The organism is Diaphorobacter sp. B2A2W2 (genome assembly GCF_056730635.1).
On record NZ_JBWZOR010000002.1, the window covers coordinates 316,105 to 334,974 of the forward strand.

19 protein-coding genes are annotated in these 18,870 nt (G+C 67.8%); 11 read left to right on the forward strand and 8 right to left on the reverse strand.

The window, feature by feature from the left end:
• The first annotated feature begins 97 nt into the window (after positions 1-97).
• Together AC1PPL_RS04685 and AC1PPL_RS04690 are read left to right on the forward strand one after the other, a co-directional pair.
• Complete coding sequence (locus tag AC1PPL_RS04685) at positions 98-1,831, forward strand: DUF2334 domain-containing protein (protein WP_479972759.1); 1,734 nt, start codon at positions 98-100, stop codon at positions 1,829-1,831.
• Positions 1,798-2,679 carry an alpha-amylase family protein gene (locus AC1PPL_RS04690; RefSeq protein ID WP_479972760.1) on the forward strand — a complete coding sequence of 294 codons (882 nt, stop codon included), beginning with the start codon at positions 1,798-1,800 and terminating at the stop codon, positions 2,677-2,679. Before AC1PPL_RS04685 ends, AC1PPL_RS04690 begins: the two co-directional genes overlap by 34 nt.
• 38 nt (positions 2,680-2,717) lie before the next feature.
• On the opposite strand, the gene nth is transcribed toward AC1PPL_RS04690, so the two are convergent.
• On the reverse strand, positions 2,718-3,368 hold the full coding sequence (gene nth / locus AC1PPL_RS04695) for an endonuclease III (RefSeq protein ID WP_479972761.1): 651 nt from the start codon (positions 3,366-3,368) through the stop codon (positions 2,718-2,720).
• 104 nt (positions 3,369-3,472) lie between these two features.
• Here nth and AC1PPL_RS04700 point away from each other — a divergent pair, with 104 nt between their 5' ends.
• The 5 genes from AC1PPL_RS04700 to AC1PPL_RS04720 all read left to right on the forward strand — a co-directional run bounded on the left by AC1PPL_RS04700 (position 3,473) and on the right by AC1PPL_RS04720 (position 6,690).
• The gene (locus tag AC1PPL_RS04700; RefSeq protein WP_479972762.1) at positions 3,473-4,675 is read left to right on the forward strand and encodes an aminotransferase-like domain-containing protein; all 1,203 of its coding nucleotides are present in this window, start codon (positions 3,473-3,475) and stop codon (positions 4,673-4,675) included.
• A gap of 5 nt (positions 4,676-4,680) precedes the next feature.
• Positions 4,681-4,896 (forward strand): SlyX family protein, encoded by a 216-nt coding sequence (locus AC1PPL_RS04705; protein ID WP_011806292.1) that lies wholly within the window; start codon positions 4,681-4,683, stop codon positions 4,894-4,896.
• Between the two features lie 76 nt (positions 4,897-4,972).
• Positions 4,973-5,974 (forward strand): aldo/keto reductase, encoded by a 1,002-nt coding sequence (locus AC1PPL_RS04710; protein ID WP_479972763.1) that lies wholly within the window; start codon positions 4,973-4,975, stop codon positions 5,972-5,974.
• Between the two features lie 18 nt (positions 5,975-5,992).
• Positions 5,993-6,439 (forward strand): CopD family protein, encoded by a 447-nt coding sequence (locus tag AC1PPL_RS04715; RefSeq protein ID WP_047349477.1) that lies wholly within the window; start codon positions 5,993-5,995, stop codon positions 6,437-6,439.
• Positions 6,439-6,690 (forward strand): DUF3820 family protein, encoded by a 252-nt coding sequence (locus AC1PPL_RS04720; protein ID WP_313562338.1) that lies wholly within the window; start codon positions 6,439-6,441, stop codon positions 6,688-6,690. The genes AC1PPL_RS04715 and AC1PPL_RS04720 overlap by 1 nt, the downstream gene beginning before the upstream one ends.
• 113 nt (positions 6,691-6,803) lie before the next feature.
• Here the strand turns inward: AC1PPL_RS04720 and ytfE are convergent, their stop codons facing one another.
• Positions 6,804-7,526, reverse strand: a complete 723-nt coding sequence (gene ytfE, locus AC1PPL_RS04725; protein ID WP_015913884.1) for an iron-sulfur cluster repair protein YtfE — start codon at positions 7,524-7,526, stop codon at positions 6,804-6,806.
• Between the two features lie 89 nt (positions 7,527-7,615).
• Between ytfE and AC1PPL_RS04730 the strand changes: the two genes are divergently transcribed.
• The gene (locus AC1PPL_RS04730) at positions 7,616-8,116 is read left to right on the forward strand and encodes an RrF2 family transcriptional regulator (RefSeq protein ID WP_479972764.1); all 501 of its coding nucleotides are present in this window, start codon (positions 7,616-7,618) and stop codon (positions 8,114-8,116) included.
• Between the two features lie 54 nt (positions 8,117-8,170).
• On the opposite strand, the gene AC1PPL_RS04735 is transcribed toward AC1PPL_RS04730, so the two are convergent.
• Positions 8,171-9,082, reverse strand: a complete 912-nt coding sequence (locus tag AC1PPL_RS04735; RefSeq protein WP_047349479.1) for an HTH-type transcriptional regulator ArgP — start codon at positions 9,080-9,082, stop codon at positions 8,171-8,173.
• 70 nt (positions 9,083-9,152) lie between these two features.
• Between AC1PPL_RS04735 and AC1PPL_RS04740 the strand changes: the two genes are divergently transcribed.
• On the forward strand, positions 9,153-9,788 hold the full coding sequence (locus AC1PPL_RS04740) for a LysE/ArgO family amino acid transporter (RefSeq protein ID WP_479972765.1): 636 nt from the start codon (positions 9,153-9,155) through the stop codon (positions 9,786-9,788).
• Positions 9,789-9,868: 80 nt separating this feature from the next.
• On the opposite strand, the gene AC1PPL_RS04745 is transcribed toward AC1PPL_RS04740, so the two are convergent.
• The 4 genes from AC1PPL_RS04745 to mfd form a co-directional block, all read right to left on the reverse strand.
• Complete coding sequence (locus AC1PPL_RS04745) at positions 9,869-10,654, reverse strand: MetQ/NlpA family ABC transporter substrate-binding protein (RefSeq protein WP_047349480.1); 786 nt, start codon at positions 10,652-10,654, stop codon at positions 9,869-9,871.
• 236 nt (positions 10,655-10,890) lie between these two features.
• Complete coding sequence (gene serB, locus AC1PPL_RS04750) at positions 10,891-11,607, reverse strand: phosphoserine phosphatase SerB (protein WP_479972766.1); 717 nt, start codon at positions 11,605-11,607, stop codon at positions 10,891-10,893.
• A gap of 41 nt (positions 11,608-11,648) precedes the next feature.
• Positions 11,649-12,323, reverse strand: a complete 675-nt coding sequence (locus AC1PPL_RS04755) for a hypothetical protein (protein WP_047349481.1) — start codon at positions 12,321-12,323, stop codon at positions 11,649-11,651.
• Positions 12,324-12,331: 8 nt separating this feature from the next.
• Entirely contained in the window at positions 12,332-15,826 is a 3,495-nt protein-coding gene (mfd, locus tag AC1PPL_RS04760) for a transcription-repair coupling factor (protein WP_479972767.1), read from the reverse strand.
• 101 nt (positions 15,827-15,927) lie between these two features.
• Here mfd and ispD point away from each other — a divergent pair, with 101 nt between their 5' ends.
• Both ispD and ispF read left to right on the forward strand, forming a co-directional pair.
• Positions 15,928-16,767 (forward strand): 2-C-methyl-D-erythritol 4-phosphate cytidylyltransferase, encoded by an 840-nt coding sequence (ispD, locus tag AC1PPL_RS04765; RefSeq protein WP_123675955.1) that lies wholly within the window; start codon positions 15,928-15,930, stop codon positions 16,765-16,767.
• A gap of 20 nt (positions 16,768-16,787) precedes the next feature.
• Positions 16,788-17,267 (forward strand): 2-C-methyl-D-erythritol 2,4-cyclodiphosphate synthase, encoded by a 480-nt coding sequence (gene ispF / locus AC1PPL_RS04770; protein WP_041839054.1) that lies wholly within the window; start codon positions 16,788-16,790, stop codon positions 17,265-17,267.
• Between the two features lie 72 nt (positions 17,268-17,339).
• Here ispF and AC1PPL_RS04775 read toward each other — a convergent pair whose 3' ends face one another.
• A complete protein-coding gene (locus AC1PPL_RS04775) occupies positions 17,340-18,848 on the reverse strand; it encodes an ATP-binding protein (protein ID WP_088886312.1) in 1,509 nt (502 codons plus the stop codon).
• Positions 18,849-18,870: the final 22 nt, after the last annotated feature.

Here is an 18,870-nt window from a genome sequence, read left to right on the forward strand (position 1 = left end):
CAAAACGGTTTCAAGGTGTTTTATGCATGAAACCTTTGATGGAAGAGCGCGAGCTGCTATTCGTTTTGTTCAACCTTGGCTGCCGCGGGAGGAGACCATGAACCGACTGTTGCGATACACCCTTGTGGTACTGGGCGCCCTCGCGCTGCACGCGTGTGGTGGCGGAAGTGATCCGTTTTACAGCGCGCCGAGCGTGCCGCTCTCGCCGTTTGGCACCAACGACCCCGTCCGGCGCGACCCCATCGCCGCGATGCCGGCGCCCGTGCGCGCGCAGCCGGCCGGGCCGCGCGTGCTGGTGCTCTACGACCAGCCGCCTGGCAGCCCCTTCGCCAAGATGGGGGTGGGCTACGCGATCATGCTGCAGAACCTGCTGGGACATTTCGATGCGGCGGTGGACATGCGGCCCGTGGAGCAATACGCGGCGCAAAGCCTGGCGGGCTACCAGGCTACGTTCTACATCGGCTGGGCCGAAAGCGACAGCATTCCCGCAGCGTTCTTGCAGGACGTGGCCGCGGCCAGCCAGCGCGTGATCTGGCTGGGTCGCAACCTGCAGCAACTGGCGGATGAGCAGGGCGCGGCATTCGTGAGCCAACGCGGCTTCCAACCCGTGGGGCCGCGCACGAAGGACAACGCACCGGCCGGCGTGGAGCCGAGCTTTTTCAGCGATGTCTACTACCGCAAGCACCCGGGCCTGTTGTTCCAGAAGGCAGTCAAGACGATCAACGGGGAGCCTGCCGCCGCGTGGGACATGTTCATGACCCAGGTGACCGACGGCGCCAAGGCGCTCGTGCATGCGGACATCATCAACCCGGCATCGAACGAGCAGGGACCCTATGTGCTGCAGTCGGGCAATTTCTGGTTCGTGGCCGATACGCCCTTCGATTACGCGGGTCCGCGCGACCGGTACGTGATCTTCTCGGACTTGCTGCACGACATGCTGGGCATCGACCATGCCGAGAACCACCAGGCGATGATGCGTTTCGAGGATGCGGACGCGAAGGTGAACCCGGTCGCCTTCAAGCGGGTGGTGGACCTGGCGTTTGAGCGCAAGGTGCCTTTCTCGGTGGGGGTGGTACCGCACTACAAGGACCCGCTGGGCGCCCAAAGCGCGGGCGTGCCCACCGACATTCCCATGGCGAACGCCCTCAACCTGCGGCTGGCGCTGGACTACGCGCTGGCGCGTGGCGGCGAGATCCTGCAGCACGGCACCACGCACCAGACCGAGGGCATGATCAACAACGCATCGGGTGCCACGGGCATCGACTACGAGTTCTGGGACACCGTCAACGACCGCCCGCTGCCCCGTGATTCCGTGGACTGGGCGAAGAACCGCATCAACAACGGCCTGCGCCAGATGCTGGACCTGGGCTATATGCCCGTGGCGTGGGAGACGCCGCACTACGTGGGCTCGCCGTCCACCCTGCAGGCCGTCGCGCAGATCTACGAGATGGGCTACCAGCGGCACACGTACTACACGTCCGACCAGCCCGACCTCAAGGCCGGGGACTACATGGTGGACCAGTTCTTCCCCTTCGTCATCGAGCGCGACCGCTACGGCCTGCGCGTGCTGCCGGAGAACCTGGGCAACCTGCAGTATTTCGAGTTCGGAGCGGATGAGGAGCTGACATCCAAGGAGGTGCTGGAAAACGCGCGCTACCAGAAGGTCGTGCGTGACGGCTTTGCCTCGTTCTTCTTCCACCCCTTCCTGGCGGTTGAGTCCCAGGAGCAGAAGTATGACGGGCGCGGTTATACGCACCTGAAGGAAATCGTGGATGGCCTGACGGCCATGGGCTACACGTGGACCTCACCCAGCCGCCAGCGCAAGCCCTGACCCTGACACGGCGCGCGGCCATGGCGGCCATGCTGCCGTGCGCGGTGTCTTTGCCGCCGTCGTCCGGCGCGCCATTGCGCCACCTCGGCGGCATGGTGTGGCAGCCCAGCCTGCGGACGCTGCGCCCCCAGGGCAACTGGGCGCAACTGGGCGTTCGCCGCCTGTTGGTGCAATGGACGGCGGTGGATTCACAGGCTTTTGTGCCGGGCACCGGCCTGCCTCCAATCGCGGCTGAGCTACCCGACTGGGAGCGCATCGCCGCCGAGCCCTGGGCCCAGGAGGTGATCGTGGGACTGGCGGCCATGCATGGAGAGGCGCAGGCACGTGCCTCGGTGGCGCTTCTGGTGGAGCAGGCGCACGTCCTGGTGCCCATCGTGCAGCGGCTCCCGCTGAAGCTGGGTGGCTGGTATTTCCCCCTGGAGGTGGATCCCACCTGGCTGCCGGGGCCAGAGTGGTCCCAGGGCCTGGCGCAGTTGCCACGCCCGCTGTGGATCAGCGCCTATGACAGCGCCAACCTCGGCCCGCACGCGCTGGCGGACTGGATCGAGCGCTGGCTGCCGGCCGATGTAGGGGTGTTCTTCCAGGACGGCGTGGGCGTGCATGCGCGCAGTCCGGAGGTTGCGCTGAAGTACTTGCAGGTGCTGACCTACCGTCTGGGGCAGGCGCGCGTGCAGATGATTGCCGAGGCTTTTCGCCCCGCGCCAGAAGGCGGGTTCCGCAGCGCCACGGCGGCGGAGTTCCTGCCGCAGATCGATGCCTACAAGGGGTGGGAGGTGCTGGTCTTCGACGGCCCGCACTACCTGGGAGAGCCGCTGGTGGCTGAGCTGGTGGCGCAGGGCGTGCGCTGATGCCGGCGGCTGCCGCGGCAGCACCGCCGCGAAGATGATCAACTCGCGTTGAAAGGCGCCGGCGTCTTCGGCTCGTAGTCGCACCAGGGTGCGACCACGCATTCCCAGCAGCGCGGTTTGCGTGCCTGGCACACGTAGCGGCCCAGCAGAATTAACCAGTGGTGGGCGTCCACCAGATACTGTGGTGGCACGCGCTGCAGCAGCTGCATCTCCACGGCCAGCGGGTTCTTGCCGGGCGCCAGGCCGGTGCGATTGCCCACGCGGAAGATGTGCGTGTCCACCGCCATGGTGGGCTGGCCGAACGCCACGTTCAGCACCACGTTGGCGGTCTTGCGGCCCACGCCGGGCAGGGCTTCCAGCGCCTCGCGCGTGCGCGGCACTTGGCCGCCGTGCTGCTCCACCAGGATGCGGCAGGTCTGCATCAGGTTCTTCGCCTTGGTGCGGTACAGGCCGATGGTCTTGATATAGCCCTCCAGGCCGTCCAGGCCCAGCTCCAGAACGGCCTGCGGTGTATTGGCGACCGGAAACAGCCGGCGCGTGGCCTTGTTTACACCCACGTCGGTGGCCTGCGCCGACAGCAGCACGGCGGCCAGCAACTCGAATACGTTGGTGTATTCCAGCTCGGTGTTGGGCTGCGGGTTGGCGGCCTGCAGCGCCGCGAAGAAGGGCTCGATGTCCTGAGGCTTCATGGGCGGCGATTGTCGCCGGCTGTGGGGCGCGCCGCAGGAAAGCTGCGCGGCAATTGGCGACAATGGGGGCTACCGTCTTTCACCCATCCACCCGATTGCCGTCCATGCCGCTTGCCTTTGCCGACCGCCTGAATAACGTTGAAACCTCCGCCATCCGCGAACTGTTCAAGCTGCTGGGCAAGCCCGGCATCATCAGTTTTGCGGGCGGCTTCCCGGACAGCGCCATGTTCGACGTGGCCGGCATCCGCGCCGCCAGCGAGCGCGTGCTGGCCGAGGAGCCCGGCGCCGCGCTGCAGTACGGCGCCACCGAGGGCTACCAGCCGCTGCGCGAGCAACTGGCCACCTTCATGCAAGGCAAGGGCGTGGCGGGGCTGGCGCCCGAGCAGCTCATCGTCACCACGGGCAGCCAGCAGGCGCTGGACCTGCTCGGCAAGACCATGATCAACCCCGGCGACAAGGTGATCGTCGAGGGCCCCACCTTTCTCGCGACCATCCAGTGCTTTCGCCTCTATGGCGCTGAGGTGATCAGCGCGCCCGTGGACGGCGAGGGCGTGCAGCCCGATGCGCTGGAGCGGCTGATCGTCGAGCACCGCCCCAAGCTCGTCTACCTGATTCCTACCTTTGGCAACCCCAGCGGCGCCACCTTGAGCCTGGAGCGCCGCAAGCGCGTGCTGGAGCTGGCTGCGCGGCATCAGGTACTGGTGGTGGAGGACGACCCCTATGGCGACCTGTACTTCGGCGAGGCGCCGCCGTCCAGCCTGCTGGCGCTCTCGGCCCAGGTGCCGGGCAGTCGGGAGTGGCTGGCGCACTGCGGCAGCCTGAGCAAGGTGCTGTCCCCCGGCCTGCGCGTGGGCTGGCTGATCGCACCGCCCGAGCTGTTGGCGCGCGCCGTGATGTGCAAGCAGTTCAGCGATGCACATACCAGCACCTTTGCCCAGGCCACGGCCGCGCAGTACCTCAAGAGCGGCGCCATGCCCGCGACGCTGGCCCATGTGCGCGCCGTGTATGCCGAGCGCGCGCAGGCCATGGGCGATGCGCTGCGTGCGGAACTGGGCGACGCGGTGGAGTTCGTGCAGCCGCGCGGCGGCCTGTTCCTGTGGGTGCGCCTGACAGGGGCGCGCGGGCAGGAGCGTGATGCCGGCGCATTGGCCAAACGCGCGATCGACAAGGGCGTGGCCTTCGTGCCCGGCACGCCGTTCTTCAGCCAGAACCCCGATGCGGCCACGCTGCGCCTGTCGTTCGCCACGGCCGATGTGGCCAAGATCCGCGAAGGCGTGGCGCGCCTCGGGCAGGCGCTCAAGGGTTGATGGCGATGGTGGACGCACGCACGCAGGAGCGGGTGGAGGCGCTGGAGGTCAAGGCCGCCTTCACCGAAGACCTGCTGGACCAGCTCAACCTGACCATCTACCGCCAGCAGCAACAGATCGACGAGCTGGCGCGCACCGTGGCGCAGTTGCGCCAGCAGGTGCCCGAGGGGGGCGGCGCCACCGTGCGCAGCCTGCGCGACGAACTGCCGCCGCATTACTGAGGTTTACGTCAAATTGGCCGCTAGCGCCCGTCCATCAAGCGCTAGCAGCTCTTATTTCAATAGCGAAGGCTGCCCCATGCAATACCGCTTTCTTGGCAAGAGCCAGCTCCAGGTGTCCACGCTGTGCCTGGGCACGATGATGTTCGGCGACCAGACGGATAAGGCCGAGGCCGCTTCCATCGTGGCCCACGCGCGTGCGCATGGCGTGAACTACATGGACACGGCCGACGTGTACACCAAGGGCGCGTCGGAGCGCATGCTGGGCACGCTGCTGCAGGGCCAGCGCCACGACTGGGTGTTGGCCACCAAGCTGGGCAACAAGATGTCTGAACGGCCCAACGAGGGCCGCTACTCGCGCGCCTGGATGCTGCGCGAGGTGGAAGCCAGCCTGACGCGGCTGCAGACGGACCATGTGGACATCCTCTACCTGCACCGCGACTACGAGGGCGTGGACCTGGAAGAGCCGCTGTTCGCCATCGATGCGCTGCTGCGGGCGGGCAAGATCCGCTACTGGGGCGTGTCCAATTTCCGCGGCTGGCGCATTGCCGAGCTGGTGCACGGTGCGCGCCGCATCGGCATGCCCGGCCCCGTGGTGTGCCAGCCGTACTACAACCTGCTCAACCGCATGCCCGAGGTGGAGATCCTGCCGGCCTGCCAGCATTACGGGCTGGGCGTGACGCCCTACAGCCCTGTGGCGCGCGGTGTGTTGACCGGCAAGTACCTGCCCGGCCAGGCACCCCAGCAAGGCACACGTGCCGGGCGCGGCGACCGCCGCATGGGCGAGACCGAGTTCCGCGAGGAGTCGCTCCAGATTGCCCAGCAGCTCAAACTGCATGCCGAGGGCCGGGGCATCACGCTTGCGCAGTTCGCCACGGCCTGGGTGCTGGCGCACCGCGGCGTCAGCTCCGTCATCGCCGGGCCGCGCACGCTGGCGCAGTGGCAGGACTACCTGCCGGCGCTGGACTATGCGGTCACGCCCGAGGACGAGGCGCTCATCGACAGCCTGGTGGCCCCCGGCCATCCGTCGACGCCGGGCTTCACCGACCCGGCCTATCCGCTGCAGGCGCGCCGCGCCTGACGCCCGAGGACCGGCGCCATGTATCCCTACGTCTTTGCATTGCACCTGCTGGCCGCCACCGTCTGGACCGGCGGCCATCTGGTGCTGGCATTCACCGTGCTGCCGCGCGCGCTGCGCCAGCGGTCGCCCCAGGCGCTGCTGGACTTCGAGCAGGGCTACGAACACGTGGGCATGCCCGCGCTGATCATCCAGGTCGCCACCGGGCTGTGGATGGCCTTGCAACTCGTGCCCGACTGGGGGCAGTGGTTCAGCCCTGATGCGCCACTGGAACGCGCCGTATCGCTCAAGCTCGCGCTGCTGGCCGCCACGCTGTTGGTGGCCGCCCATGCGCGGTTGCGCGTCATTCCCACGCTGAGCGCACGCACGCTGCCGCTGATGGCGTGGCACGTGGCGGCCGTCACGCTGCTGTCGGTGGGCTTCGTGCTCACGGGCATCGCGTTCCGCTACGGCGGACTGGGAATGTGATGGAAGGGGCGGGCCCTGCGGTGCCGGGCTGCGATGCGCGGCGCCTGCAGTTGCTGCTGACGCGCGAGATGCCGTTTGGCAAGCACCGTGGCACGGTGATTGCAGATCTGCCCGCCAACTACCTGCATTGGTTCGCCCGCGAGGGGTTTCCGCGCGGCGAGATCGGCCAGCTTCTCGCGCTGATGTACGAGCTGGACCATAACGGCTTGCGCGATCTGCTGGCCCCGCTGCGCGCTGCGCCAGGGGGGTGAGCGGCAGTCGCGGGCCGCTTTCACGCTTTTTACGCAAGGGCGCGGAGCGCCGCCATGCGGGCCCCGTCCGCGCCTAGCGGCTCACGCCCGTTGGCGCGCGCCGCTGACGGGCATCAGCCGCCGCTGCACGAGCATGCCGAGCCGCTGCCGCAGCCTTGCGAGGCTCCGGCCTCGAACTGTGGGAACAGCACGTTGTTCTCCAGGTGGATGTGGTTCACCAGGTCGTCGCTGAGCTGCGCGAGGCCCGCATACAGCGCGCGCCAGGTGTTGCAGGCGCCCATGGGCGGGGTGATGTCGTTGGTCAGGCGCGCGATCTGCTCCAGTGCCTCGCCGTGGTCCACGTGCTCGCTGCGCATCATGCCGATGGGTTGGGTCACGAAGGCGTTGCCGCCGCTGCGCAGCATGGGGAACAGGATGGCTTCCTCCTTGTGCATGTGGGTCAGCAGCTCCTGCTGCATCTCTTCCAGCGCGTCGGCCAGGCCGTGCGGGGTGTTGGGGTTGTCGCGGTGCACGGCTTCCACGCGGCGCGCCATGCGCACCAGCTCGGGCAACTGGGCGCGGTGCACTTCGTGGTAGCGCGCGACGATGTGGTCGATCAGTTCCGTGGGTGTGCCCGCGTCGGGTAGTTCGTTGGGGCGTTGCAGGGCGGAAAGCTCATCCACCACGGCCTGCAGGTCCAGGCCCTTGTCCGCGGCCGCCTGCTCCAGCGGCACTTGGCCGCCGCAGCAGAAGTCCAGCTTCAGGCGGCGGAACACGGCGGTCGCGCCAGGCAGTTCAACGGCAATCTGGCCGATGGCCTGACGAGGGTCGAGGGAGGGAGAGGTGGCGGTATTCATGGGGCTTCCTTAAAGGTTCACTTGTGATGAATATTTTATTCATTAAAATCCACATAGAGTGAATCTTTGTGTGAACCCTTGGTGCAACCATGCGACTGACCCAGTGGACCGACTACACGCTGCGCGTGCTCATGTACTGCGCCGCCTGCCAGGAGCGCGAGCAGCCCGTGACCATCAGCGAGGTGGCCGAGGCGCACGGCATCTCGCGCAGCCATCTCACGAAGATCGTGCAGCAACTCGCGGCCCATGGGCTGCTGGACACCACGCGCGGGCGTGGCGGCGGCATGCGCCTGATGAAGCCGGCCAGCGAGATCAACCTGGGCCAGATCGTGCGCATGACGGAGACCGACTTCGACATGGTCGAGTGCTTCAATGCCGAGTTGAACCAGTGCCGCATGAGCAGCCACTGCCGTCTGCAAGCCGTGCTGTCCGACGCCACGCGGGCCTACCTTGCAGTGCTGGACAGCTTCACCGTGGCCGATCTGGTCACCCCGTCCATCGCTGCGCAGCGGCAGGGCGGGGCGGCGCTGGTGCAGTCCATGCGCTGGGTGCCAGGGTTGCCGATTGCCCGCCCCGAGACATTGGCATAGAAACAGGCTCCAGCGCTTTACCTGCAAGCGCGAAGCGCTCTACTTTTTGATGATTCAGGCCGCCAGCGGCGGCTCCAGCCACTGGCGCGCCGCCGCCATCACGCACTGGGTGAGGCGCTCCAGCGCCACCTGCGCCGTGCGCGGGTGGGCCCAGTACAGCGGCACGTCCATGGCGGTGTTCGGCAGCAACTGCACCAAACGGCCCTCGGCCAGTTGCTGGCCGATCAGCGTCAGCGGGTGCATGCCCCACCCCATGCCCACCTCGCAGGCGCGCACGTAGCCAAAGTTGGACGGCAGGAAGTGCCTGGGTGCATGCGTGCGCGACGTGAGGCCGTGCGCCTGCATCCATTGGTCTTGCAGACGGTCCTTGCGGTCGAAGGTCATGATCGGCGCGCGCGCCAGCGTGGCGGCCGTCACACCGTCGGCAAAGTGCCGCGCAATGAACCCGGGGCTGGCGGCGGCCACATAGCGCATGGTGCCCAGCGGCCAGGTGTTGCAACCGGCGATGGCCGTGCCCGTGGCGGTGACGGCGGCGATCACCTCGCCCTGGCGCAGCCGCTCGCCCGTGTGCTCCTGGTCGTCGATGCGCAGGTCCAGCAGTTCGTTGCCGCCCGCGGTGAAGGCGGCCATGGCGTCCATGAACCAGGTGGACAGCGAATCCGCGTTGACGGCCAGCTTGAGCGTTGGTGCCGGCGCGGGCATGTCGGGCAGCAGGTCGGGGTTGGTACGGCGCAACTGGTTTTCCAGCAGCGCCACCTGTTCCAGGTGCAGGCACAGCCGGCGGCCGGCGTCGGTGCCCGTGCAGGGGCTGCCGCGCTGCACCAGCACCTGTCCCACGCGCTCCTCCAACTGCTTGATGCGCTGCGAAACGGCCGATGGCGTTACGTGCAGGCGGCGCGCCGCCCGCTCGAAGCTGCCTTCGCGCACCACGGCGGCCAATGCTTCCAGTCCAGCGTAGTCCAGCATTCAGTTTTACTTAATATCGGTTAGAAGTTTGAAGTGTACTTAAATGAATGCGCGGCCTACCATCGGGCGCATGTTCACTCAACACGCCGCCGCTTCCTCCTGGCTCACGGGCTTCACCGTGTGCCTATCGCTCATCGTCTCCATCGGAGCGCAGAACCTGTATGTGCTGCGCCAGGCGGTGCAGGGTCAACACGTGCGCGCCTGCGTGGCGTGGTGCGTGGCGAGCGACGCGCTGCTGGTGGCGCTGGGCGTGGCCGGCATGGCGCAGGTGCTGGGCCGTTCGCCCACGCTGGCGCATGCCCTGCAACTGGGCGGTGCGCTGTTCTTGTTGGCCTACGGCTTGTTTGCCTGGCATCGCGCTTTCTTTGCACCGGATGCGGGGCTGAACGCCTCGGGTGGCGAACGCGTGGCGCGCGGGATGCTGGGCGTGCTCAGCGGCCTGGCCGTCATTACCTTGCTCAACCCCCATGTGTACCTGGACACGGTGGTGCTGATCGGCTCCATCGGTGCGCGCCAGGATGGTTGGCTCAAATGGGTGTTCGTGCTGGGGGCGGCGTCGGCCAGTCTGACCTGGTTCGTGGTGCTGGCTTTCGCCGGGCGGCGCCTGCAGGGCGTGTTTGCCAACCCGCGCGCCTGGCGCGTGCTGGACACGCTGACGGGCGCGATGATGTTCGTGCTGGCCTGGTGGGTGTGGCAGGGTGCCTGACGTCGTGCCCGCACCCATGAAAAAAGCGCTGCCGCGGCAGCGCTTTTCTTCGTACAGCGTTGCCGCTGCGCGGTGCGCGGTCAGAACGCGGGGACCACGGCGCCCTTGTACTTGTCCTGGATGAACTTCTTCACCTCGGGCGTGTGCAGCGCCTTGATCAGCTTGGCGATGTTGGGGTCGTTGGCGCGGTCGGCACGGGCCGCCACGATGTTGGTGTAGGGCGAGTCGGCGCCTTCGATGAACAGCGCATCCTTGGTGGGGTTGAGCTTGGCTTCGATCGCGTAGTTGGTGTTGATCAGGGCCAGGTCCACATCGGCCAGCGCACGCGGCAGCAGCGGGGCTTCGAGCTCCTTGAACTTGAGCTTCTTGGGGTTCTTCACCACGTCCAGCGGCGTGGGCGTGAGGCTCTTGGGATCCTTCAGCTCGATCAGGCCCTGCTTGGCCAGCAGGATCAGGGCGCGGCCGCCGTTGGAGGGATCGTTGGGGATGGCCACGGTGGCGCCGTCTTTCAAGTCCTTCACGTTCTTGATCTTGTTGGAGTAGGCGCCAAAGGGCTCCACGTGGATCTTGCCGTTGGGCACGGCCACCAGGCTGCTCTTGCGGTCCTTGTTGTAGCTGTCCAGGTAGGGCTGGTGCTGGAAGAAGTTGGCGTCCAGCTGCTTGTCCTCGACGGCGGCGTTGGGCTGCACGTAATCGCTGAATTCCTTGACCTGCAGGTCCAGCCCCTGGGCCTTGAGCTGGGGCTTCACGAAGTTCAGGATCTCCGCGTGCGGCACGGCCGTGGCGGCTACCTTGAGCACGTCGGCGGCTTGCGCGCCCAGCGCGGCAGCGGCCAGGGCAATGGCAGACAGGGTTTTCTTCAGCATGGAGAACGGTTTCCTTATAGCGGTGACTTGAGAGCACCGCCCTGTGCAAGAGGGCGATGACCAGGGTGTGAAGTGTAAGCGGGACGACTCAGCCGCAAGTCGTTTTTATTTTCATATTCATATATGAAGTATGTTCTTTATCTTTTGTTATTTTGATAAAAAACCGCACTAGCGCCCATTTGACAAGCGCTAGAAGCTATGAATATGGGAGCGCGAATGGGCTGCGGTATGGGTGCTCAGCGCAGCACTTCCAGCAGCCGGTCCAGTCCACCCTGGTTGATGGCCACGCGGGCCTGTGCGCGCACGGCGGGCTTGGCGTGGTAGGCCACGGACAGCCCGGCCGCGCCCATCATGGGCAGGTCGTTGGCCCCGTCCCCCACGGCGATGGTCTGGCGCGCGTCGATGCCCATGAGCGAGGCGACCTCCAGCAGGGTGCGCCGTTTTTCCGCGCCATCGCAGATGTCGCCCCAGGGTTGGTCCACCATGCGACCGGTGAGTAGGCCGTTCTCGACCTCCAGCACGTTGGAGCGTGCGAAGTCGATCCCCAGGTGCGCCTTCACGCGGTCGGAGAAGAAAGTGAACCCACCCGAAACGAGCAGCGTGGCCAGCCCCGCGGCCTTGGCGGCGGCGATGAGTTCGGCCGCACCAGGGTTGAAGCGCAAGCGCTCGGTGAACACGCGCTCCAGGTGGTCCGTGCCCACGCCCTTGAGCAGCGCCACGCGCTGGCGCAGGCTTTCCTTGTAGTCGGCGATCAGGCCCTGCATGGCGGCCTCGGTGATGGCGGCCACCTCGGCCTTGCGGCCGGCGGCGTCGGCGATCTCGTCCACGCATTCGATGCTGATGAGCGTGGAATCCATGTCGAAGGCGATGAGCTTGTAGTCGGCCAGCCGCAGCGGCGGCGTGATGCCCTGCACGACGAGACCGGGGGCAAATTCAAAAGGAGTCTGGGACATGGAAGCGGAGTAGAGCGGATGCGAAAAAGAGGGATTGTCGTTCAGGGCTTGGGCAGGTACAGCTGGTCGGACCAGGTGGCCAGCCACCCGGGCTTGAAGGCCACGAACACCGCGCACAACATGCCCGTGACCATGCCATCGCCCCAGGCCATGAGCCAGCGCGCCACCAGTGACAGCTGCTCGCCCACGCCCGGCAGCACATGGCCCGCCCATTGCGACAGCGAGCCTGCCACGAACACGCACAGCGCCGTGCCCAGGAAGCCCCGGCCCAGCACATAGACGAAGATGCGCACGCCGGTGAGCGCACGCGCGCCCGCCAGGCGCCGCAGCAGCACGCCCACGAGCAGCGCGAGCGTGGCGGGGACGATGCCCTGCCACACGGCCAGGCCCAGCGCGTCGCCCCAGCCCAGGCTGGGCGAGACCAGCGCGGCGATCGTGCCGACGGCCAGCAGGGCCGGAACCGCCAGCGGCCAGCCCAGCATGAGCAGCACCAGGCAGGCGCCTGACCACTGCAGCTGCAGCGGCATGCGGTGCAGCGTAGGCAGAGCCCAGGCCCAGGGCAGCAGCACGAGCGTGGCGAGCAGCGGCGTCCACAGCGTGGCAGGTGCGCCATGGGCCTCGTGCGCCAACGGTTTGCGGCTGCCCAGCAGCCGCCAGGGCCGCGCGGCCAGCGCGAAGGCCAGTGCCAGCAGGGCGAGGGCGGCTTCCAGTGCCATGGATCTGCCTAGGCGGGGACGGCGGCCTGCGCCTCGGCCAGCGGCTGGCCCAGGCTGCGCAGCACGTCGCGCACCATCTGGGCGCGCGCGGCGGGGTCGGGCAGCTCGCGCTCGATGCGCAGCTTCTCATTGCCCGCCAGCTTGATGTGCTTGTTTTTCTGAATCAGGTGGATGATGGCCATCGGGTCCACCGGGGGCTGCGGTTTGAAGGTGATGGTGATCACGCCGGGGGCGGCATCCACCTTCACGACGCCGTAGGGCGCGGACAGCACGCGCAGACGGTGCACGTCGATCAGCGTCTGCGCCTGCGGCGGCAGCTTGCCGAAGCGGTCCACGATCTCTTCGAGCAGGCCATCGATCTGGTCGCTGGTCTTGGCCGTGGCCAGCTTCTTGTAGAACGACAGGCGCAGATGCACATCGCCGCAGTAGTCATCGGGCAGCAGGGCCGGGGCGTGCAGGTTGATGTCGGTGGCGGCCTGCATGGGGGCGAGCAGGTCGGGCTCCTTGCCGGCCTTGAGCTGCTTCACGGCCTCGGCCAGCATCTCGTTGTAGAGCTGGAAACCGATCTCCATCATGTTGCCGCTCTGGCTCTCGCCCAGCACTTCGCCCGCGCCGCGGATCTCCAGGTCGTGCATGGCCAGGTAGAAGCCGCTGCCCAGCTCCTCCATCTGCTGGATGGCGTCCAGGCGCTGCTGCGCCTGCTTGGTCAGGCCGTCGATGTCGGGCACCATCAGGTAGGCGTAGGCCTGGTGGTGGCTGCGCCCCACGCGCCCGCGCAACTGGTGCAGCTGCGCCAGGCCGAACTTGTCGGCGCGGCTGATGATGATGGTGTTGGCCGTGGGCACGTCGATGCCGGTCTCGATGATGGTCGAGCACAGCAGGATGTTGTAGCGCTGGGCCACGAAGTCACGCATCACGCGCTCCAGCTCGCGCTCGGGCATCTGGCCGTGGGCCACGGCGATGCGCGCCTCGGGCAATATCTCTTCGAGCTTCTGGCGCCGGTTCTCGATGGTCTCGACCTCGTTGTGCAGGAAGTAGCACTGGCCGCCGCGCTTGAGCTCGCGCAGCACGGCCTCGCGGATCACGCCCGTGCCTTCGTTGCGCACGAAGGTCTTGATGGCCAGGCGCCGCTGCGGCGCGGTGGCGATCACGGACAGGTCGCGTAGCCCCTCCAGCGCCATGCCCATGGTGCGCGGGATCGGCGTGGCAGTGAGCGTGAGCACATCCACCTCGGCGCGGAACTGCTTCATCGCCTCCTTGTGGCGCACGCCGAAGCGGTGTTCCTCGTCGATGATGAGCAGGCCCAGGTTCTTGAACTGGGTCGATTCGCTGAGCAGCTTGTGCGTGCCCACGACGATGTCCACCGTGCCGTCGGCAATGCCCTTGACGGCGGCGGTGATCTCCTTGCCCGAGCGAAAGCGCGAGACCTCGGCCACCTTCACGGGCCACTTGCTGAAGCGGTCGCTCAGCGTGCGGTAGTGCTGCTCGGCCAGCAGCGTGGTGGGCGCCAGGAACGCCACCTGCTTGCCCCCGGCCACGGCCACGAAGCAGGCACGCAGTGCGACCTCGGTCTTGCCAAAGCCGACGTCGCCGCAGACCAGCCGGTCCATGGGGCGCGGGCTGATCATGTCCTGCACCACGGCGTGGATCGCGGCCTTCTGGTCCGCGGTCTCCTCGAAGCCGAAGTCGTTGGCGAACTGCTCGTAGTCGTTGGGCGAGTAGCGGAAGGCATGCCCCTCGCGCGCGGCGCGGCGGGCGTAGATGTTGAGCAGCTCGGCCGCGGCGTCGCGCACCTGCTCGGCGGCCTTGCGCTTGGCCTTTTCCCACTGGCCGCTGCCCAGCTTGTGCAGCGGGGCCTCGTCGGCAGACACGCCCGTGTAGCGGCCGATAAGTTGCAGCTGACTCACGGGCACGTAGAGCACGGCCTTGTCGGCGTATTCCAGGTGCAGGAACTCCTGCAGCGCAGGGCTGCCGTCGGGGTTCTTGTTGCCCACATCCATGTGGATGAGGCCGCGGTAGCGCCCGATGCCGTGCTGGTTGTGCACCACGGGGTCGCCCACCTTCAGCTCGGACAGGTCCTTGATCAGCGCTTCGACGTCGCTGGCCTGCTCCTGCTTCTTGCGCCGGCGCGTAGTGGAGCCGGCGGCGAACAGCTCGGTCTCGGTGACCAGGTCCAGGCCTTCTTCCATCCACGCGAAGCCCGAGGCCAGCGCCGCCGTGGCGATGCCCACACGTTCCTCGGGCGTGGACTGGAACTCAGCCAGCGAGTCGAAAGCCGGCGGGTTCAACCCCGAGGCCCGCAGGAAATCCAGCAGGCTCTCGCGCCGGCCGTCGCTTTCAGCCAGCAGCAGCACACGCTGCGCCGTGGCGCGGATGTGCGCCTGCAGCCGCGCCAGCGGGTCCTCGGCGCCGCGCACCACGGACAGGTCGGGCAGCTTCTGGAACTGCGCGTTGTCCGCCACGTCTTCCACACCGGGGCGCAGCGACAACTGGGCGTGCTGGTTGGCCTGGGCGTAGAACTGCTCGGCGCCCAGGAACAGCGCCTCCGGCGGCAGGGTGGGGTGGTCCGGGTCGCCCTGGATCAGGCGGTAGCGGTCGCGCGTGTCCTGCCAGAAGCGCTGGAAGGCCGTCTCCAGGTCGCCGTGCAGCACCACGGTGGCCTCGTTGCCCAGGTAATCGAACACGGTGGCCGTCTCATCGAAGAACAGCGGCAGGTAGTACTCGATGCCGGCGGTGGCCACACCGTTGCCCATGTCCTTGTAGATGCGGCTGCGCGTGGGATCGCCCTCCAGCAGCTCGCGCCAGCGCTGGCGGAACTTGGCGCGCGCCGCGTCGTCCATGGGGAACTCGCGCCCGGGCAGCAGGCGCACCTCGGGCACCGGGTAGAGGCTGCGCTGGCTGTCGGGGTCGAACGTGCGGATGGAGTCGATCTCGTCGTCGAACAGGTCCACCCGGTACGGCACGGCCGAACCCATCGGGAACAGGTCGATCAACCCGCCGCGCACCGCGTATTCGCCATGGCCCACCACCTGGGACACATGCTGGTAGCCCGCGAGCGTGAGCTGGGCGCGCAGCTTGGCCTCGTCGAGCTTCTGCTTGACCTTGAAATGGAAGGTGTAGCCCGCCAGGAACGAGGGCGGCGCCAGCCGGTACAGCGCCGTGGTGGCCGGCACCAGCACCACGTCGGCGCCCGTGTCCTTGTCGCGCTGCTGGATGCGCCAGAGCGTGGCCAGCCGCTCGCTGATCAGGTCCTGGTGCGGCGAGAAGCTGTCGTAGGGCAGCGTTTCCCAGTCGGGAAACAGCGCGCAGCGCAACTCGGGCGCGAAGAAGGCCATCTCGTCGATGAGGCGCTGGGCGTCGGTTGCATCGGCGGTGACGATGGCGGTGGTGCGGCCTGCGGCCTTTTCCCGCTCGCCCAGGCGGGCCAGCAGCAAGGCGTCGGCGCTGCCCACGGGGCGGGGCAGGGTGAATCGTTTTCCGGGGGAGAGTTTGGGCAGCTGCATGCAGGTTGCGTCGCCCCATGGTGTGGGATAGGGCGCAGGACACGGAGCAGTGTGCGCCACGATGCTCAAGACGACGATCGGGGATTTTAGAATGCCCGCCCATGACCGACCTGCTGCCGCCCACTACCCCTGCTCGCCCTGTGGCCGGGCGCTTCTGGGGGCTGGTGCCCTGCGCCGGCACCGGCACGCGCGCCGTGCGCAGGGGCGGGCAGGACGGCCCCCCCGTGCTGCCCAAGCAGTACCACACGGTGGCGGGTCACCCGATGGTGCTGCACACGCTGGCGGCCTTTGCGGGCGTGGCGCGCCTGGCGGGCACGCTGGTGGCCGTGGCCGCGGGCGACACCTTCTTCGACGGTCACCCCCACCCGGCCTTCTTTGCCGTGCCCTGCGGCGGGCCCACGCGCGCCGACACGGTGCTGGGCGGCCTGAAGGCCCTGCAGGCGCGCGGCGCGCAGGACGAGGACTGGGCGCTGGTGCACGATGCGGCGCGCTGCCTGGTGACGGCGCAGCAGATCGATGCGCTCATCGACGCCTGCCAGCACGACAGCGTGGGTGGGCTGCTGGCGCACAAGCTCGCGGACACGCTCAAGGTGGCGAGCGACGGCCCCGGCGGCGTGCGCGTGGCCGCCACCGTGGACCGCAGCGACAAATGGCTGGCGCAGACGCCGCAGATGTTCCGCATCGGTGCGCTGCGCCATGCGCTGGAGCGGGTGGGCGCCACCGCCACCGACGAGGCCAGTGCCATGGAGGCCATGGGCCTGCGCCCGCGCCTGGTGCCTGGCGGCGCGCAGAACTTCAAGGTGACCTACCCCGAGGACTTCGCGCTGGCCGAGGCCGTGCTGGCCCAGCGCATGCACGGCGCCACGCTGGAGCGCTTTGGCGGCGAACGCGGCGCCGCGGCGAGCGACCCGGTCAAGACTTTCTTTTCTTCCAAGGCATGAGGGCGGCGGACGCAATGGGCATGAATTTCAGAATCGGCGAAGGGTGGGACGTGCATGCGCTGGTGCCCGGGCGGCGCCTGGTCATCGGCGGGGTGGAGATCCCGCACACCATGGGCTTGCTGGGCCATTCCGATGCCGATGTGCTGCTGCATGCCATCACCGATGCGCTGCTGGGTGCTGCGGCGCTGGGCGACATCGGCAGCCACTTCCCCGACACCGACGCGCGCTTCAAGGGCGCGGACTCGGTGGCGTTGCTGGAGGAGGCGGCGCGCCGCGTGGGCGACAAGGGCTACGCCATCGGCAACATCGACAGCACCGTGGTCGCGCAGGCGCCGCGGCTGGCGGCGCACATCCCCGCCATGCGCGAGCGCATCGCCGCCGCGCTGGGCCTGGTGCTGGACCAGGTGAACGTGAAAGCCAAGACGGCCGAGCGCCTGGGCCCCGTGGGTCAGGGCCTGTCCATCGAGGCGCGCGCCGCTGTGTTGCTATTCAAAAAATAGCTGCTTGCGCTGGAAGAGTGCTGGTTTCCGGCAGAAAACGCTGTAAATCGGCCACGCAGCAAGCGCTGGCTGCTATCGATTTTGCTGGGATGACGGCACACCGCTGCGCGGTGGCAGGTGGCGCTTGATCTGCGGGCGCTGCAGGCGCTGCTGGGGGTCCTGGCCCTGCCGTAGATTCATCGCGCGCTGCAACTGGATGTGGGCGACCAGCCCGCCCGAGCCCGAGTTGGCCAGCGCGAAGATGCCCCCCATGCGCTGCACGGTCTTGTCCACGATCGACAGGCCCAGGCCCGCGCCAGCGGCGGCCGTGCGCGCGGAGTCGCCGCGAAAGAACGGCTTGGTGAGGTTGGCCAGTTGCTCGGGTGGCGCGCCGGGCCCGTGGTCGCGCAGTTTCACCAGCACCCACTTCTCGCGCGCCTTGGCGGCGATGTCCACGGTGGTGATGCCGGTTTCACGGTTCTTGCCGTAGCGGCGGGCGTTCTCCAGCAGGTTGGAGATCACGCGCGCCAGCTCCACCTCGTCGGCCATCACGATCAGGTCCTCGGGCACATTCATCGAGATCTGCAGCTCGCGGTGGTCCTGCACCGCGTACACGCAGGACGACACCACGCCATGCAGGTTGACAGGGCTCAGGGCCACCGTGGTGTCGGGCCGCGCATAGTCCAGGAACTTGTCGATGGTGGCGTCCAGTTGCACGATGTCGGCCACCATGTGCTCGCGCGCCACGTCGTCGGTGACGCTCATCTCGGTTTCCAGGCGCAGCCGAGCCAGCGGCGTGCGCAGGTCGTGCGAGATGCCGGCCAGCATCACTGCGCGGTCCTGCTCCAGCTTGGCGAGCTTTTGCGCCATGCGGTTGAAGCCGATGTTGACCTCGCGGATCTCGCTGGTCACGGCCTCTTCGTCCAGGCGGCTGTTGGCAAAGTCACCGTCGCGCACGCGGTTGGCCGCGTCGCTGAGCTGCTTGAGTGGGCGGTTGATCAGCCGCGCGATGACGGCGGCACCCGCCAGCGACAGCGCGCCCGCGGTGATCAACCAGATCATCCAGGTCTTGCCGCCAGCGGCGCTCAGGCGCGAACGGTCCATCAGCATCCAGTTGGGGTCGCCATTGATGGTGAAGCCCACCCACAGCCCCGTCTCGCCATTCACGCTGGCGGCCACGATGGTGCCGGGCCCCAGGCGCTGGGTGAGTTCTTCGGTCAGGCGCGAGCCGAGCGGGGAGGGCGAGAGCAGCTCGAACTTGTCACCCGGCTCGCGCGGCAGGATGCGCACGCCCTCCTGGTCGGCCATGGTCTTGAGCAGCGACACACGCGCGATGGCATCGGAGTGGATGAGCGCCGCGCGGCTCAGGTTGACCAGCGATGCAATCTGCTGCGCCGTCTGCAGGGCGCGGGGCTCGAACTCCAGCGCACGCAGCGTCTGCAGCCACGCCATGATGCTGCCGATCAGCAGCACCGCCAGCAGGAAGAAGGTGCGCCAGAAGAGGTTCAGCCCCACACGTGCACGCTGGGCCCGCCGGCTGGCGGACGTTTCCAGCGGCGCGGGGCTGGTGGCATCGGAAGGCGCGTCGTGGGTGGCGCTCATGTCAAGGTGGCGTGCAAGCGGT